This window comes from Streptomyces mesophilus, from assembly GCF_011044995.1.
Taxonomy (GTDB): domain Bacteria; phylum Actinomycetota; class Actinomycetes; order Streptomycetales; family Streptomycetaceae; genus Streptomyces; species Streptomyces mesophilus.
In genome coordinates, this window is the sequence record NZ_JAAKZW010000007.1 from 1 (window position 1) to 15961 (window position 15961).

The 15961-nt window shown below is 71.0% G+C and carries 10 protein-coding genes; all 10 read left to right on the plus strand.

Annotation, left to right across the window (positions count from 1 at the left end; genetic code table 11):
- The first annotated feature begins 60 nt into the window (after nucleotides 1–60).
- The 10 genes from G6045_RS04185 to G6045_RS04230 all read left to right on the plus strand — a co-directional run bounded on the left by G6045_RS04185 (nucleotide 61) and on the right by G6045_RS04230 (nucleotide 15961).
- Nucleotides 61–1539: a sugar transferase gene (locus tag G6045_RS04185; RefSeq protein WP_165330413.1), complete on the plus strand. Its 1479-nt coding sequence runs from the start codon at nucleotides 61–63 to the stop codon at nucleotides 1537–1539.
- 69 nt (nucleotides 1540–1608) lie between these two features.
- Nucleotides 1609–2925 carry a nucleotide sugar dehydrogenase gene (locus G6045_RS04190; protein ID WP_165330414.1) on the plus strand — a complete coding sequence of 439 codons (1317 nt, stop codon included), beginning with the start codon at nucleotides 1609–1611 and terminating at the stop codon, nucleotides 2923–2925.
- On the plus strand, nucleotides 2915–4180 hold the full coding sequence (locus G6045_RS04195) for a glycosyltransferase family 4 protein (RefSeq protein WP_165330415.1): 1266 nt from the start codon (nucleotides 2915–2917) through the stop codon (nucleotides 4178–4180). Before G6045_RS04190 ends, G6045_RS04195 begins: the two co-directional genes overlap by 11 nt.
- A complete protein-coding gene (locus G6045_RS04200; RefSeq protein ID WP_165330416.1) occupies nucleotides 4177–5535 on the plus strand; it encodes a Wzz/FepE/Etk N-terminal domain-containing protein in 1359 nt (452 codons plus the stop codon). Before G6045_RS04195 ends, G6045_RS04200 begins: the two co-directional genes overlap by 4 nt.
- Nucleotides 5532–7064: a Wzz/FepE/Etk N-terminal domain-containing protein gene (locus tag G6045_RS04205; protein ID WP_165330417.1), complete on the plus strand. Its 1533-nt coding sequence runs from the start codon at nucleotides 5532–5534 to the stop codon at nucleotides 7062–7064. Before G6045_RS04200 ends, G6045_RS04205 begins: the two co-directional genes overlap by 4 nt.
- A 3-nt stretch (nucleotides 7065–7067) precedes the next feature.
- The gene (gene asnB, locus G6045_RS04210) at nucleotides 7068–9032 is read left to right on the plus strand and encodes an asparagine synthase (glutamine-hydrolyzing) (protein ID WP_165330418.1); all 1965 of its coding nucleotides are present in this window, start codon (nucleotides 7068–7070) and stop codon (nucleotides 9030–9032) included.
- A complete protein-coding gene (locus G6045_RS04215; RefSeq protein WP_165330419.1) occupies nucleotides 9029–11200 on the plus strand; it encodes a bi-domain-containing oxidoreductase in 2172 nt (723 codons plus the stop codon). The genes asnB and G6045_RS04215 overlap by 4 nt, the downstream gene beginning before the upstream one ends.
- Nucleotides 11197–13140, plus strand: a complete 1944-nt coding sequence (locus G6045_RS04220; RefSeq protein WP_165330420.1) for a heparinase II/III family protein — start codon at nucleotides 11197–11199, stop codon at nucleotides 13138–13140. Before G6045_RS04215 ends, G6045_RS04220 begins: the two co-directional genes overlap by 4 nt.
- A 12-nt stretch (nucleotides 13141–13152) precedes the next feature.
- Complete coding sequence (locus tag G6045_RS04225; protein ID WP_165330421.1) at nucleotides 13153–14706, plus strand: right-handed parallel beta-helix repeat-containing protein; 1554 nt, start codon at nucleotides 13153–13155, stop codon at nucleotides 14704–14706.
- Nucleotide 14707: 1 nt separating this feature from the next.
- Nucleotides 14708–15961: an O-antigen ligase domain-containing protein gene (locus tag G6045_RS04230; protein WP_165330422.1), complete on the plus strand. Its 1254-nt coding sequence runs from the start codon at nucleotides 14708–14710 to the stop codon at nucleotides 15959–15961.

Sequence of the window (15961 nt, forward strand, 5' to 3'; positions counted from 1 at the left end):
CCGGGGGGAGGAACCGTGTTGGGTGAACACGTCGAACCCGCTGGCGACCTCGGCGGGACTGTGCGGCAGGAAGAGTTAGTCAGCCCGTTTCCACCGGTGCACGGGCGGTCGGTGGACGGGGCGACAAGTCAGCCCGAAATCGAATGGGAGCAGCGGTACCGCCGTGCCGTGATCACCGGCGACACCGCGGCCACGGCCTTTGTGATCGCCGCGATCGGCGGCTTCTTCGGCGTACGTGACGCGGCCAACTGGCACGAGAAGTGGACCATTCTCGCCTTCGGCACCGAACTGCTCGTCCTGGGCGCCCTGATGGCGAGCCGGGCCTGGGCCCCTCTCGTACTCGGCCAGGGAGCCGAGGAGTTCCGCCGGCTCGGACGCGCCCTGTGCACGGCGGCCGTCGTCCTCTCGCTCGGCGGGATCGCCGTCAGTTCGCGCAACATCAAACTCTGGATCTTCGTCGCCATACCGGCGATCGCCCTCGTCACCGTCACCGAGCGGTATCTGCTGCGGCGGTGGCTGCACCGCAGGCGTACGGAAGGACGATGTCTGCGACCGGTGCTCGCCGCCGGGAGCCCGGACACCGTACGCGACCTGATCTCACGGGCCCGCAAGTTCCCGCACCTCGGCTGGCGGGTGGACGCGGTGTGCACGGCGGACGGGCGCGGGGTCGACGGTGACAAGGTGGACGGCGTCCCGGTCGTGGGCCAGCTGACCGACGTCGCCAAGCATGTGCACGGCGACGGCTACCGGGTCGTGGCGGTCACCCCCGACCCGTACTGGTCGCCGGACCGACTGCAGCGCCTGGCCTGGAACCTCGAAGGCAGCGACGCCGAAATGGTGGTGGCTCCCGTACTGATGGAAGTGGCGGGACCGCGGCTGCATGTCGACGCCGTACTCGGGATACCGCTCCTGCGGGTCAGCATGCCGGCCTTCACCGGTGGCCGCCGGGTTGTCAAAGAGGTCGTCGACCGGCTGGGAGCGGCGGCTTTGCTGCTGCTGTTCGCCCCGTTGATGGTGCTCGTCGGAGTGATCGTCCTGGTGGACAGCCGCGGCGGGGTGGTCTACCGCCAGCGCAGGGTCGGCAAGGGCGGCCGTGAGTTCACCATCTTCAAGTTCCGCACCATGGTGCACGGAGCCCACCGGGCGCGGGCCACGCTGGCCGACGTCGACGAGGGGGCCGGGCTCCTGTTCAAGGTGCGCCGGGATCCGCGGGTGACGCGGGTGGGGGCGGTGCTGCGCCGGTACTCCGTCGATGAACTCCCGCAGCTGTTCAACGTGTTGACGGGTTCGATGTCGCTGGTCGGACCGAGGCCCCCGTTGCCGGAGGAGTCCGCCGAGTACGGCCCGGACATCCGGCGGCGGCTGCTCGTCAAGCCCGGGCTCACCGGCCTGTGGCAGATCAGCGGACGCAGTGATCTGCCGTGGGCGGAGGCGGTCCGCCTCGACCTGCGCTACGTGGAGGACTGGTCGCTCGCCCTGGACGCGGAGATCTTGTGGAAGACGCTGCGTGCGGTGGTCCAGGGGCAGGGGGCCTACTGACGCGCGGGGAGCGCGTCACCTGTGCCACGGACTGCGGGCCCAAGGGCCCGCCAGGGGGAGGAACTCGAGATGAGGGTCAGCGTCTTAGGGCTCGGCTATGTGGGCTGTGTATCGGCCGCGTGCCTGGCCGGCCGAGGCCGCGAGGTCATCGGCGTCGACGTCAACCAGGCGAAGGTCGACCTGGTCAACGCGGGCAAGGCCCCGGTGGTCGAGGAGCGGATCGGCGAGCTCACCGCCGAGGTCGTACGGACCGGTGCCTTGCGCGCCACCGACGACGTCCGCGAGGCGATCATGGGCAGCGAGGTGTCCCTGGTCTGCGTGGGCACACCGTCGGAGCCCAACGGCAGCCTGTGCACGACCTACTTGGAGCGGGTCACCGAGCAGATCGGTGCGGCGCTCGCCGAGAAGGGCGGGCGGCACACGGTCGTGTTCCGCAGCACCATGCTTCCCGGCACGTGTATGAACCTGCTGGTGCCGATCCTCGAGAAGTACGTCGGCGGCACGGCGGGCGTGGACTTCGGGGTCGCGGTCAACCCGGAGTTCCTGCGCGAGGGCACCAGCGTGCGGGACTTCTTCGACCCGCCGAAGACGGTCATCGGCGAACTCGACCCGGCGAGCGGCGAGGTGGTCGCGGCGCTGTACGAGGGTCTGCCGGGCGAGGTGTTCCGGGTCCCCGTACCGACGGCCGAGGCGATCAAGTACGCGGACAACGCGTTCCACGGTCTCAAGATCGGCTTCGCGAACGAACTGGGCGCGATATGCCAGGCACTCGGGGTGGACTCGCACCAGGTGATCGATGTGTTCCTCGCCGACCGCAAGCTGAACATCAGCCCCGCGTATCTGCGCCCCGGCTTCGCCTTCGGCGGCTCCTGCCTGCCCAAGGACCTGCGCAGTCTGGTCCACGCGGCCCGGCGGGCGGATGTCTCGGTGCCGATCCTGTCCCACGTACTGCCCTCCAACTCCGACCATCTGCAGCGCGCGGTGCAGCTGGTCGAGCGCACCGGCAAACGGCGCGCGGGCCTGTTCGGCCTGTCCTTCAAACCCGGCACCGACGATCTGCGCGAGAGCCCGCTCGTCGAACTGGCGGAGCGGCTCATCGGCAAGGGGTACGACCTGAAGATCTACGACGCCAACGTCAACCTCTCCCGGCTGCTCGGCGCGAACCGCGCGTACATCGAAACCCGCCTGCCGCATATCGCGCAGCTCCTGGTGGACTCCGTCGACGAGGTGATGGAGCACGCCGAGGTGTGTCTGGTCGGCACCAAGGACCCGGCGGTGCTCGCGGCGCTGCCCCATGGCGAAGGCCCCGTGCTGATCGACCTCGTCCGCCTACCCGACGCCGAGACGCGCAGGACCGAAACGGGGTACGTGGGCCTTGTCTGGTGAGATATCCGGCGGCGCCGGGCCGGCCCGGCGCGCGCTGATCCTGGTGGAGAACCTGTCGGTGCCGTTCGACCGGCGGGTGTGGCAGGAGTGCACGACGCTGCGCGAGGCCGGCTGGGACGTCCATGTGATCTGCCCCCGGGGCGAGAAGCGGGACACCGAGCCGGAGGCGTTGATCGACGGCGTGCGGATCCACCGCTACCCGTTACGCGCGGCCACCGGAGGACCGGCCGGCTATCTGCGGGAGTACGGCTCCGCCCTGTGGCACACGGTCCGCCTTGCCCGCAAGATCGGGCCGGTCGACGTGGTCCACGCCTGCAATCCACCCGATCTGCTGTTCCTGCCCGCGCTGTGGCTGAAGCGGCAAGGCGCACGGTTCGTGTTCGACCAGCACGACCTCGTACCCGAGCTGTACCTCTCCCGCTTCGACCGCGGCAAGGATCTGCTCTACCGCGGCGTCTGCGCCCTCGAGCGGCGGACCTACCGGGCCGCGGACATCGTGCTCTCCACGAACGAGAGCTACCGCGACGTCGCGCTCAGCCGCGGCGGGCAGCGGCCCGAGGACGTCTTCGTGGTGCGCAGCGCACCCGATGTCGGCCGCTTCCAACCCGTCCCGGCCGAACCGGAGTTGAAGCGCGGCAAGCCGCATCTGCTGTGCTACCTCGGTGTGATGGGCCCGCAGGACGGCGTGGACTACGCCCTGCGCGCCCTTGCGAAGCTGCGCGACGAGCTCGGACGGACCGACTGGCATGCGGTGTTCATCGGCGGCGGCGACACCTTCGACGCGATGGTGCGGCTGTCCCGCCGGCTCGGGCTCGCCGAGCAGGTCCAGTTCACCGGCCGCATCCCGGACGCCGACCTGGCGCGCTACCTGTCCACCGCGGACGTATGCCTGTCTCCCGACCCGCACAATCCGCTCAACGACGTGTCGACCATGAACAAGGTCCTCGAATACATGGTGATGGGACGGCCGATCGTCTCCTTCGACCTGAGGGAAGCGCGCGTCTCCGCCGGTGACGCGGCGGTCTACGCGCCCGCCAATGACGAGGCCGAGTTCGCCAAGGGCATCGCCCTGCTGCTCGACGATCCGGACCTGCGGGCCCGGATGGGCAAGACCGGCCAGGAGCGCATCGGCGGGGAGCTGGCCTGGCGCCACTCGCAGGCCTCGCTGCTCGCCGCGTACGAAGCCGCCTGCCGCGACCACACCCCGGTGGCGGCACGCGGCCCGGCACGAACACGGAGGAGGCCGCTCCGTTGAGCGACGACACGATCCGCCTGGCCACGATCGGGCGAGTGATCCAACGGCGGTGGCGTCTGCTGACCGTCCTCGCCGTGGTGGGCGCGCTCGTCGGCTTCGGTGTCTCGGTGGTCTTCCCGCCCCGCTACACGACCTCGGCGTCGGTGCTGCTTTCCGGTCAGTGGGAGGAGCGCGAGCTGCTCACCCAGGCGGAGATCGCGACCAGTTCGGTCGTGATCGACAAGGTGGCAGCCAAGCTCGGCGACAGCGGGCTGCGGGACCGGGTGAGCGCCAAGGCGACCGAGGGGAACATCATCAGCGTCTCGGGCACGGCCGACACCCCACAAGGCGCGCAGCGGATCGCCGACCAAGTGGCCCAGGAATACGTGGCCTTCGCCGCCCGCCTGTCGGGCGACACCACCGACTCGGACGTGGCGACGCGGCCCGAGGCGCTCAAGAAGCTGGTGGCGCAGACCAGCCGCCGTATCACCGAGCTGGCCAAGGCGGCCGATCCGGGAAAGAGCGTGGAGAGCGTGCAGGGCCGTACCGAACTGGAGAAGCTGCGCACCGCGCTGCAGGAGGCGGTGGAGAAGCTGGACGAGGTCGACCCCTCGCTCAACAAGGCCAACATGGTCGTCATGGGCCCGGCGACCCGGCCGGCCGGCGAAGCCCCACCGTCCCGGCTCCAACTCGTCGTCGGTGGCGCGCTGTTGTTTCTGCTGTGCGCGGTCATCGGGCATCTCGCCGCCGCACGGATGAGCCGGAGGCTGCGCGGCGAACAGGAGATCGCCGCGGCGCTGGGCGCCAGGCACCTCGGTTCCGTGGACGTACCCGGCGAACGGGCCGCGCGGCAGCCCCGGCAGGGCGGCAGCCCGCGGACCCGGATCGTCAGGTTCCTCGGCCTCGACACCCGGTGGGACACACCGGCCCTGCAGGCGTCCGGCGGCGAGAGCAGCAGGCAGATCCGCTACCGGCGGGTGCTGGCCCGCCTCGGCGACCAACTGCCGCTGCCCCGTGCAAAGTTGCTGGTGATCGTCCCGAACGGTGACGACATCGCCCGCCGGGCCGCCGAGCGTCTCGCCGCCGAGGCGGGAAGCGATCCGCAGCTGCGGCTTGCGGAGGTCTCGGCGGCGCGCCCGCTCGTCCCCGATCACGACACCGAGTCCGGCGCTCTGGTCGTGCTCAGTGCGGGCAGCAGGACCGCCGGGGAACTCGCAGGCCTCGCCGAGGCCTGTACGGACGCCGGGCACGAGGTCGTCGGCGTCGTCGTCGCCGGCACGGTCCGGGCCCGTACGACAGGACCGGCCGGCCACACCCCGGGCGGCCCCGTGCCCGCGATGGCCGGCGGCATCGACACGCGGGGAGGTGCGGCGTGACGACGAGTACGACGTCCGCATCGCCGGCCGCCACCCCGCTCCTCGACCTGCAGGCGCTCGTGGTGGCGGTCCGCAGGCGACGGCGCTTCTGGTGCTGCGTGGCGCTCCTCGGCCTGCTGGCCGGAGTGGCGGTGGCGGTCCTCATGCCGCCCCCGCCCACCGCGGTGAGCACGGTCCTTGTCGCGCACGAGGCCGATCAGCCCAACGACCCCGGCACGCTCATCCGTACCGACGCCGCCCTTTTGAAGACCACGCGGATCGCGGGCGAGGCCCTTGAGTCCCTCGACTCCGCCGAACGCCCGGAAGACTTCATGGAGGACTACCAGGGCACCGGGCTGACCAACAACCTGCTGCAGATCACGGTGGCGGGTGACAGTGACGCGGACGCGGTCGCGCGGGCCAGAGCGCTGTCCGAGGCCTTCGTCGCGGACCATGTGCGGCGCCTGAAGGAAGCGGCGGAGGCCGAAGCCAAAGCCCTCCTGGGCCAGCGCGACCAGATGCGCGACGAACTGGACAAGGTCAACGAGGAGATCGGCGACGGGCAGCCCGAGGTCGACCCGGAGACCGACCCCGGGGCGGCCGCGAACCTGGAGTCGCTCTTCGCCCGCCGGGCCGAACTCACCTCCCGTATCGCCGACTTCGACCAGCGCGCCGAAGAGGCCCGGATGGGCGCGCCCCGCCTCGTCGCGGGTACGCAGATCGTGGACGCCGCGCGCGCGGTCGAGCATTCCGTGCCCAAGGCCGCCGCCACCAACGCGGGGATCGGGCTCGTCCTCGGGCTCGTTCTCGGGCTCGCGCTGGCCGCGGTCGGCTCCGTGGTGGCGGACCGTCCGGTGCTGCGCCGGGTGATCGCGGCGAACCTCGGCGCGTCCGTCCTCGCGGAACTGCCCCGCCGCCAGGCCCTGTTGTGGCGCCGGCGCAGGGACCGGGCCGCGCGCGAACGGCTCGCGGCGTCCCTGGCCCGCACAGTACGGGGCTCCACGGAACCGTTCTCCCTGCTGGAACTGGGCTCCGTGCGCAGCACGAGCAGGATCGCCTTCGATCTCGCCGAGGTGCTCGCGGGGGAACGGCCGGTGGTCGTCGTCGACGGCCTGCCGCGTCTGCAACTCGTCAAACGCCGCCCCAAGTCGGGCGCCTTCACCGTGGTCGGCGACGCCGAGGTCCCGGCCGTATCGCCTCAGGAGCTGCGGTTCGGTGTCGGCTCGGTGGCGCCCGGCACCGCATGGACCGACCTCCAGTACCTCGGCACCCGGACCGTGCTCGTGGTGCGCGCCGGGCACGGCAGCGCCGCCTGGCTGCACACCGTGGCGCGACAGCTCGCGGACCAGCGGATCGCCGTGCTCGGTGTGGTCCTGATCGACCCCGACCCGCGCGACCGTACCGACGGCACGCTGTGGGACGGTCCGGCGGCCGCGTTACGCGGCCAGAGCGAGCGCCTCGCCCTGCAGAACGGCACGGGCCGGCTGCGCAAGGAATCGCTGCCGGTGCCGGCCCCGCGGGTCCCCGACAGCGACCAGGAGGTGCGCTAGCTCATGTGCGGCATAGCAGGCACGTACAGATGGCCCGACGGCAAAGCCGTGACCGACCGGCTCACCGAGATCCTCGCGCACCGCGGTCCGGACGGCGCCGGCCGCTACAGCCACCCCGTCGGCGACGGCGAAGTACAGCTGGGCCACCGCCGGTTGGCCATCATCGACCTGTCCGAGACAGGCGCCCAGCCGATGGCCAAGGACGGCCTCGTCCTCACGTACAACGGCGAGTTGTACAACGCGCCCCAGCTGCGCGCCGAGCTGGAGAGCGCGGGAGTGCGCTTTCGCGGCACCTCCGATACCGAGGTGCTCCTGGAGGCCTGGCGGCGCTGGGGTACGGACTGTCTGCCGCGGCTGCGCGGCATGTTCGCCTTCGGGATCTTCGACGAGCGCACAGGTGAACTGACCCTTGCCCGCGACCAGTTGGGCATCAAGCCGCTCTTCCTGCTCCGGCGCGGCGACGGCCTGGTGTTCGCCTCCGAACTCAAGGCGCTCGCCGCGGTCTCCGGCGCCAAGCTGGAGGTGGACCACGCGGCCCTGGTGGCGTCCCTCCTGTACTACTGGGTGCCCGACTCGCGCTGCGCGCTGCGCGAGGCGGAGAAGCTCCCGCCCGGGAGCTGGCTGCGCTGCCGGCCCGACGGCCAGGTGGAGCGCGGCCGTTACTGGAATCTGAAGGACATCGCCGCCGAGGCGCGCCACGGCGAGCAGCCGGACCTCGCCGCCGTCGTCGAGGAGTCGACCCGGCAGCACCTGCTCTCCGACGTCCCCGTCGCGACCTTCCTCTCCGGCGGTCTCGACTCCAGCTATCTGACCGCGCTCGCGGCCCGCCACCAGCCCGGCATCTCCGCGTACACCATCGGCTTCCGCGCCGATGACGCCAAGTTCGAGGCGATGCCCGACGACCTGCGCTACGCCCGGCAGGTGGCCGCGCGGTTCGGCGTCGATCTGCACGAGATCGAGATCGCCCCGAACGTCCTCGACCTTTTGCCGCAGATGACCTACCACCTGGACGAGCCGATCGGCGACCCCGCCGCGATCAACACGTATCTGATCTGCTCGGCGGCCCGCGAGGCCGGGGTCAAGGTGCTGCTCTCGGGGATGGGTGCCGACGAGCTCTTCGCCGGGTACCGCAAGCACCTCGCCAATGTGCTTGCCCTGCGCTACCAGCGCGTCCCGCGGCCGCTGCGGCGCGGTGTGCACGCGGTCGTGGACCGGCTGCCGGTGGCCACGGCCCGCCGCGGCTACCGTTCCGTGCGGTTCGCGAAGCGGTTCCTGTCCTTCGCCGAGCTGCCCGAGGAGACCGCGTTCCGGCGCAGCTACACCATGTACGACCAGGACGAACTGCTCGCCCTGATCGACCCGGACCTGGCCGGCACGGTCGACGACGTGCTCACCGAGCACGCCGACATCTACCAGGACAACGAGCTGGACGACTTCGTCAACCGTATGTGCCTGGGCGACGCCCGGATGTTCCTGCCGGGCCTGAACCTCGCCTACACGGACCGCTCCAGCATGGCCGCGTCGACCGAGGTACGGGTGCCGTACGTGGACGTCGAGGTCGTGAAGGCGGCGTTCGCCTTCCCCGGCAACCGCAAGATCGCGGGCCGGCAGGGGAAGGCCGTCCTCAAGGAGGCGGCTTCCTCGATCCTGCCCAGGGAGATCGTCCACCGGCCCAAGGGGCTGTTCAGCGCTCCGCTGCGGGCCTGGATGAGCCGGGACCTGGCGCCCCTGGTGCGCGAGGTGATCAACGACGGCGAGCTCGTCAACTCCGGTTTCCTGCGCCGTGACGCGCTGCGGCGGATGGTCGCCGAGGACGCCTCGGGGCAGCGGGACTTCTCCAAGCATCTGTGGCACGTACTGACCCTCGAGTACTGGTATCGCGGCGCGACCTCTGGGTCCGGTGAGAGCACTCGGTCAACGGCACAGGACGTCATGGGACTTCAGAGGAATGCAGAGGATCACAAGTGAAGCAGGTAGTGCAGAACTACAAGAGCGGCGAACTGGCGCTGCTCGACGTACCGGCACCGGGATGCAAGCCGGGCGGGGTCCTGGTCAGGACCGCGTACTCGCTGATCTCCACCGGTACCGAGCTCATGAAGGTCTCCGAGGCCGGTATGTCCATGGTGGGCAAGGCGCGTTCGCGCCCGGACCAGGTGGCCAAGGTTCTGCAGAGCGTGGCCACCAACGGGGTGCCCGCCACGTACCGCAAGGTGATGGGCAAGCTCGACTCGTACACGCCGCTGGGCTATTCGCTGTGCGGAGTGGTCGAGCAGGTCGGCGCCGGGATCGACGATGTGGCCGTCGGCGACGTGGTGGCCTGCGCAGGCAACGAGCACGCCCTGCACGCCGAGGTGAACTGGGTACCGAAGAACCTCTACGCCAAGGTGCCGGACCAACTCGCACCCCAGCACGCGGCCTTCGGCACTGTCGGGTCGATCGCGCTGCAGGGTGTGCGCCGCGGCGAGCCGCAACTCGGCGAGGTGGCCCTGGTCATCGGGCTCGGGCTGATCGGACAGCTGGTGGTGCAGCTGCTCACCGCGTCGGGTGTACGGGTCGTCGGCGCCGACCCCGACCCGGTGCGCTGTGCGCTCGCCGAGCAGCTGGGCGCGGTGGCCTGCGGCGATCCCGGATCCGCGGCCGTGGAGAGCGCCGTCGCCGAGCTCACCGAAGGCCACGGCGTGGACCAGGTGTATCTGGCCGCGGGCGGCGCCAGCAATCAACCGGTCGAGCTGGCGGCCCGGTTGAGCCGCGACCGCGGCCGGGTGGTCGACATCGGCAAGTGCAGCCTCGACCTGCCGTGGAACGCGTACTACGAGAAGGAGCTCGACGTCCGCTTCTCGCGCTCGTACGGCCCGGGGCGCTACGACCCCGAGTACGAACTCGAAGGCCGGGACTATCCGATCGGCTATGTCCGCTGGACCGAGCGCCGCAACCTCGCCTGCTTCCTCGATCTCGTCGCCCGAGGCCGGGTCGATGTGGAGCCGCTGGTCTCCCACATCGCCGATTTCGACGAAGCCGTCGAGACGTATCAGAACCTGAAGGACGGCGGTCTGAAGGCCGTGGCCGTCCTGTTCCGCTACCCCGGGCAGAAGAGGGAAGCGGAGACGCCTGCGGTGACCGTGCCCGCGGTCACCGCTCGGCCGCGTCCGGCCCGTGCGGTCAGGACGCCGGTGCGGCTCGCCTTCGTCGGCGCGGGCAACTACGCGACCTCGATGCTCCTTCCGCACCTGGCCGGGCGTGAGGGGGTGGAGCTGGCGACCGTCGTCACCACGACGGCACTGTCCGGGGCCAACGCCCAGAAGAAGTTCGGCTTCGCGCAGGCCAGCACCGATCTCGACGCGGTGCTCGGCGACAAGTCCGTCGACGCCGTGTTCGTGGTCACCCGGCACAGCTCGCACGCCGAACTGACCCGGCAGGCACTCCTGGCCGGCAAGTCCGTGTTCGTGGAGAAGCCCCTGGCCCTCACCGAGGACGACCTGTCGGGCGTGCTCGCGGCGGTGGACGAGTCCGGCAACGACCGGCTCCAGGTGGGCTTCAACCGCCGCTTCGCGCCCCTGCTCCAGGAAGCGAAGAAGCAGTTCGGCGTCCGGACAGGGCCGGCGAACCTGCGCTATCTCATCAACGCGGGCCGCCTCGACCACGGCAGCTGGTACCTGCGGCAAAGCACCGAGGGCACCCGGTTCGCAGGCGAGGGCGGGCACTTCATCGACACCGCGAGCTGGCTGCTCGGCGCCGACCCGGTCTCGGTGTACGCGGTCGGCACCTCGGGCAACGAGGACCTGCAGGTCGTGCTCCGCTACCCGGACGGGTCCACCGCCACCCTCAGCTACGTCACCACCGGCGCGTCCGGCTACCCCAAGGAAACCCTCGACCTGGTCGCGGACGGCAAGGTGCTGCGGCTCGACGACTTCGTGCGCGCCTCGGTCCACAGCCGCAAGCGGTGGGTGAGTTCCCGCTTGCCCAAGGCCCGTGACAAGGGCCAGAACGCCCAACTGGCGGCGTTCATCAGGGCCGTACGGACCGGCGGGCCGATGCCCGTACCGCTGGAGTCCCTGGTCGCGACCACGGCGGCCACCCTCGCCGTGCAGACCGCCGTGGCGGCCGGTGCGCCCGTGACGCTGGCGGGTGCGCGATGAGCATGGGCCCGGGCTGGTACCTGCGGCGCCTGTCCCGGATGGCGCCGCGGGAGATCGGCGGCCGGATCGGCGACACGGTCCGCAGACGGCGCTGGCGCTCGACACCGCCCGACTGTCCGGACGTCGCCGGCGCCCGGTTCACCGCGGTGCTGCCCGAGGGCGCGCTCGCCGCGGTCCCGCCGGACGCCGCCAAACGCCTCGTCGCGGAGGCGGACCGGCTGATGGCCGGGCATATCGAGTACTTCGGAGTGGTACGCGACGACCTGACCGATCCGGACTGGTGGTACGACCCGAAGACCGGCCGCCGGGCGCCGTGGGGCTATGCGTTCGGGCTGCCGTACCGCAACGAGGACGCGGTCGGCGACATCAAGCAGATCTGGGAGCTGTCCCGGCACCAGTACCTCACCGTCCTCGCCGCCGCCTACGCGCTCACCGGGGACGAGCGGTACGCCGAGCGCGTCGCCACGCACCTGCGGTCCTGGTGGGCGGCGAACGCGCCGTTGCGCGGAGTGCACTGGATCAGCGGGATCGAGCTGGGGATCCGGCTCCTGTCCTGGGTGTGGATCCGCCGGCTGCTCGACGGCTGGCCGGGCGCGGCCGGGCTGTTCGAGGACAACCCGGTGGCACGGCACCAGATCTGGCACCACCAGCGCTGGCTCGCCGCGTTCCCGAGCCGCGGATCCTCGGCGAACAACCACATCATCGCCGAGACCGCCGGGCAGTTCGCCGCGTCCTGCGCGTTCGACTGGTTCCCGCACTCGGCGCGCTGGAGAGCCGACTCCTTACGGTCCCTCGACCGGCACCTGCGCGCCAACACCTTCCTCTCCGGTCTCAACCGCGAACTGGCCAGCGAGTACCACGGCCTGGTCCTCGAACTCGGCCTGGCCGCCCTGGCCGAGGCGGACCGCGCCCGTGTCCCGGTCCCCGCTACGGTGCGCCTGGTGCTGCTGCGGATGACCGACGCGCTCGCGGCCGTCGTGGACAACCGGCTGCGGCCACCGCGCCAGGGCGACGCGGACGACGGACACGGCCTGATCGTCGACGGCACGGGCACCGACCGCTGGGGCTCGCTGCTCGCCACCGGGGAGGCCGTGTTCGGACGGCTCGACTGGTGGCCCCGGGTGACCGGCACCGATGTACGCACGCCGCTGCTCGCCGCGCTGATCGAGCCCACCGCACCGTCCGTGCCCCGGCCGGACGAGCGGCCCGCGCACTTCGCCGACGCCGGGCTCACCATCCTGCGCGGTCCCGGGGAGATCTGGTGCCGCTGCGACGGGGGTCCGCACGGGTTCCTGTCCATCGCCGCGCACGCCCACGCGGACGCGCTCTCCGTCGAGGTGCGGCAGGACGGCGTCGACATCCTCGCGGACCCGGGGACGTACTGCTATCACGGGCAGCCCGAGTGGCGCGCGTACTTCCGCTCGACCCTCGCCCACAACACCTTGCGCCTTGACGGCGCCGACCAGTCCGTCTCCGGCGGCCCGTTCCTGTGGACCCGGCACGCGACGAGCCGCGTCCTGGCCGTGGACACGGCGGACGGGGATGTGGCCCGCTGGTCCGCCGAACACGACGGCTACCAGCCCTCCGTGCACCGCCGCCGGGTCGAACTTGCCGCAGCCGGCCGTGAGTTGACGATGGTCGACGAGGTCGACGGCTCACGACGTGACGTGCACCTGGCATTCCACCTCGGCCCGGAGGTCTCCGCGCGGCTGACGGGCAGCCGGGCCGAGCTCACCTGGACCCGTGACGGCGAGCAGCGCTCCGCCGTGCTCGACCTGCCCGCCCGGCTGTCCTGGCAGGCGCACCGAGGCGAGAGCAACCCGCCGCTCGGCTGGTACTCCGCCGGCTTCGGCCGCAAGGAACCCGCCACCACGCTCGTCGGCACAGGAGCCGCCGACGGCGAGGCGGAGTTCGTCACCGTACTCAGGTTCCAGGGCTAGGGGGGAGGGCGCGTGGGGATCAAGTGGCGGCTTCGGACGTACGCGACGGCGGCACCGCTCGCGCTGGCTCTGCTGGCCGTGACCGGATGCACGGGCAGCCCGGACGCACCGGCGAAACCGGGCGACCGGGCACCGTCGACGGCAGGGTCGGGGAAGCCGTCCCCGGCCGTCGCGCGGGTGTGCGCGAAGCCCGCGGAAGGACCGGCGAAGGCGCCGAAGGGTGCGGTCACCGTCGACCCCGCGGTGGTGAACGACCTCGCCGCGAAGACCAAGAACAGCCCGCCGAACACCACCTTCTGGCTGCGGCCGGGCACCCACACGCTCGAGGCGGACCGCTACGCCCAGGTGCTGCCCAAGAAGGGGAACACCTACCTCGGTGCGCCGGGCGCGGTACTCGACGGCAGCGGGACCAACCAGTACGCGTTCAGCGGCAGCGCGCCCGACGTCACGCTGCGCCATCTGACCGTGCAGGGCTTCGTGGCGCCGCACGACCAGGGCGTGGTCAACCACGACTCGGCCGACGGCTGGGTGATCGAGCACAACACCGTCAAGGAGAACTCCGGCGCCGCTCTGATGGCCGGAGCACGCCAGAAAGTACGCGCCAACTGCCTGCGCGACAACGGCCAGTACGGCCTCAACGCCTACAAGGCCGGCGACTCCATCACCGGCCTCGTCGTCGAGGGCAACGAGATCACCGGCAACAACACCGGCGACTGGGAGCGCAAGAAGCCGGGCTGCGGCTGCACCGGAGGCATCAAGTTCTGGGCCGTCAACGGCGCCGACATCCGCGGCAACTGGGTGCACGACAATCGCGGAACCGGTCTGTGGGCGGACACCAACAACAACGACTTCCGTATCGAAGGCAATGTGATCGAAGCCAACGACGGCGCCGCGCTGATCTACGAGACCAGCTACAACGCGGTGATCACGAACAACACGATCCGGCGCAACAACTGGATCGAGGGGCGCAGAGGCGCCGACCGGGGCGACAGCTTCCCGTTCGCGACCGTCTACGTGTCCGAGTCCGGCGGCGAACCACGGGTCAAGGCCCGTACGGACAAGATCGAGATCTCCCGCAACGTCATGGAGAACAACTGGTCGGGGATCACCCTGTGGGAGAACGCCGACCGGTTCTGCAACAGCCCGGCCAACACCTCGACCGGCAGCTGCACCTTGCTGGTGCGCGACGCCGACCGCTGTGCACAGCCGGCGATCGCCAAGCCGCCGCTCCACGCAGACTGCCGCTGGAAGACCCAGCGGGTGGACATCCACGACAACGAGTTCGTCCTCGACCTGGCGGTCGTCAAGTGCAAGAAGGCGGAATGCGGCCGCATGGCGGTCCTCGCCAACTACGGAACGTACCCCGACTGGTCGCCGTACAAGGGCGACAAGGTGGCCGAAGCGGTCACGCGCGCACAGGACAACCGCTGGTACGACAACGTCTACCGCGGCCCCTGGAGCTTCGTCGCGCACGATCCGAGCGGGACGCTCGACGTCAAGCAGTGGCAGGGCGCCAAGTACGGGCAGGACGCGGGCAGCACGTTCCGGCCACGGGCAGGTGGTTGAGATGCCTGCCGAGACGGCCGGGGAGCACACACCGAAGCTCGTGGGGGTGGCCTGGGGGCTGCTGATCCTCAACACCCTCGGCTCCGCCGGGGCGCAGACCATCATTCCGCTGCCCCGCTCCCTCATCCAGATGGTGACCATGGGCTCGCTGGTCGCGGCGTTCGTGGTGGCCGTCGCGGTCAATCCCCGGCTGCGCTTGAGGCCCAGCGCGCTGCTGCTTCTGCTGACGCTGCTCCTGGTGCCGAGCGTGATCGCCAGCGCGAACCTGGAGGCCGGGTTCGGTGCGCTGTTCCGCTGCGGGCGCTTCGCTCTCTTCGTCGCCACGCTGTGGCTGCTCAGCCGCTGGTGGAACGGGGACCTGACGTTCGTCCGCAGCCATATCCGGATGTACTTCGCGGTGCTCGGGTCGGTGGCCGCCGGACTGCTCCTCTCGCCGGGCGCCGCCATGCCGGACCTCTACGGCGGTCGGCTCGTCGGCGCGCTGTGGCCGCTCACCCCGCCGCAGATCGGCCAGTACGCCGCGGTGATCATCGGGCTCACGGTGCTGCTCCTCCTGGGCCGCCGCACCGACCGGGCGAGCGCGGCGGTGATCATCGTGCCGTCCCTGTTCCTGCTCGCGCTGACCCACACACGGACCGCGACACTCGGTCTGCTCATCGGCCTGCTCGTGGCGATCGGTTCGCTGGTCATGACCAGCGCGGCGGCCCGCCGGTTCTTCGCCTGGGCGGTCCTGGTGGCCGCGGTGGCCGCGGTGGCGTTCGGCTCCCTGCTCCAGGCGTGGTTCCTGCGCGGCCAGACCCAGGAGTACTTCACCAGCCTCACCGGCCGGGCCAAGGTCTGGGACGCCCTGCTCGCGGCGCCGCGGACGGCCTCGGAGCAGCTGTTCGGCGTGGGGCTCGGCGACAAGTCGTACGGCGGCCTCCCGATCGACAACAGCTGGCTGGCCGTCTACCACGAGCAGGGACTGACCGGCATCGTCCTCGTCTCGGCGTTCATCGCCGTCCTCGGCGGCGTCGCGCTCCTTCGGCAACCGTCCCTGTCCAGGGCGTGCGCGCTCTTCCTGATCAGCTACTGCGCGATCGCGTCGTACACCGAGGCGGGGCTCGGCGACGCCTCGCCCTATCTGCTCCATCTGGCGCTGGCCGCCTCGCTGTTGGCGGCACCCGCCGTGCCGGCGCCCGCCGCGCCGTCCCCCCTGCCGTACGCCCCTCGACGGCGCGTACCGCGCTGGGCCCGTGGATCGGAGGTGAGCTGA

Bases quoted from the DNA above. Each gene is read 5' to 3' on its own strand.
- asnB (WP_165330418.1), top strand. From the start codon at position 7,068: ATGTGCGGCATAGCAGGCACGTACAGATGGCCCGACGGCAAAGCCGTG.
- G6045_RS04190 (WP_165330414.1), top strand. From the start codon at position 1,609: ATGAGGGTCAGCGTCTTAGGGCTCGGCTATGTGGGCTGTGTATCGGCC.
- G6045_RS04230 (WP_165330422.1), top strand. From the start codon at position 14,708: ATGCCTGCCGAGACGGCCGGGGAGCACACACCGAAGCTCGTGGGGGTG.
- G6045_RS04220 (WP_165330420.1), top strand. From the start codon at position 11,197: ATGAGCATGGGCCCGGGCTGGTACCTGCGGCGCCTGTCCCGGATGGCG.